This window comes from Blautia luti (genome assembly GCF_013304735.1).
Classification (GTDB): domain Bacteria; phylum Bacillota; class Clostridia; order Lachnospirales; family Lachnospiraceae; genus Blautia_A.
Genome location: NZ_JAAITI010000121.1, coordinates 1 through 304 on the forward strand (window position 1 = coordinate 1; position 304 = coordinate 304).

1 protein-coding gene is annotated in these 304 nt (G+C 43.4%); it reads left to right on the forward strand.

The window, feature by feature from the left end; genetic code table 11:
- Nucleotides 1-270: transcriptional regulator (locus G5B06_RS18740; protein ID WP_173772738.1), on the forward strand; the 270-nt coding region annotated here is incomplete at its 5' end.
- Nucleotides 271-304 lie beyond the last annotated feature (34 nt).

A 304-nucleotide genomic window follows, 5' to 3' on the forward strand; every position in this document is an offset into this window, starting at 1 on the left:
GTTGCGGAATTAGTAGACCGTGACTCCCGTACCATTATGAATATTGAGAACAAAGGTCATTATCCCAGCTTCGACCTTTTTGTTAAACTCATTACGATGTTTGACGTTTCAGTTGACCAGTTTATTCATGCGGACGGAGGGGCAAGGTCAAGTTCTTGCAGAAAGCACATTGATGTGCTCCTAAATTCTATGAATGAAAAAGAGCTTGTTGTAATAGAAGCCACAGCCGAGGGCATTAAGAAAGCCAGAGAAACGGAGGTTCCAGAATAAGGGCCTCTGTTTTTTTGCGCCATTTTAGGGGCTG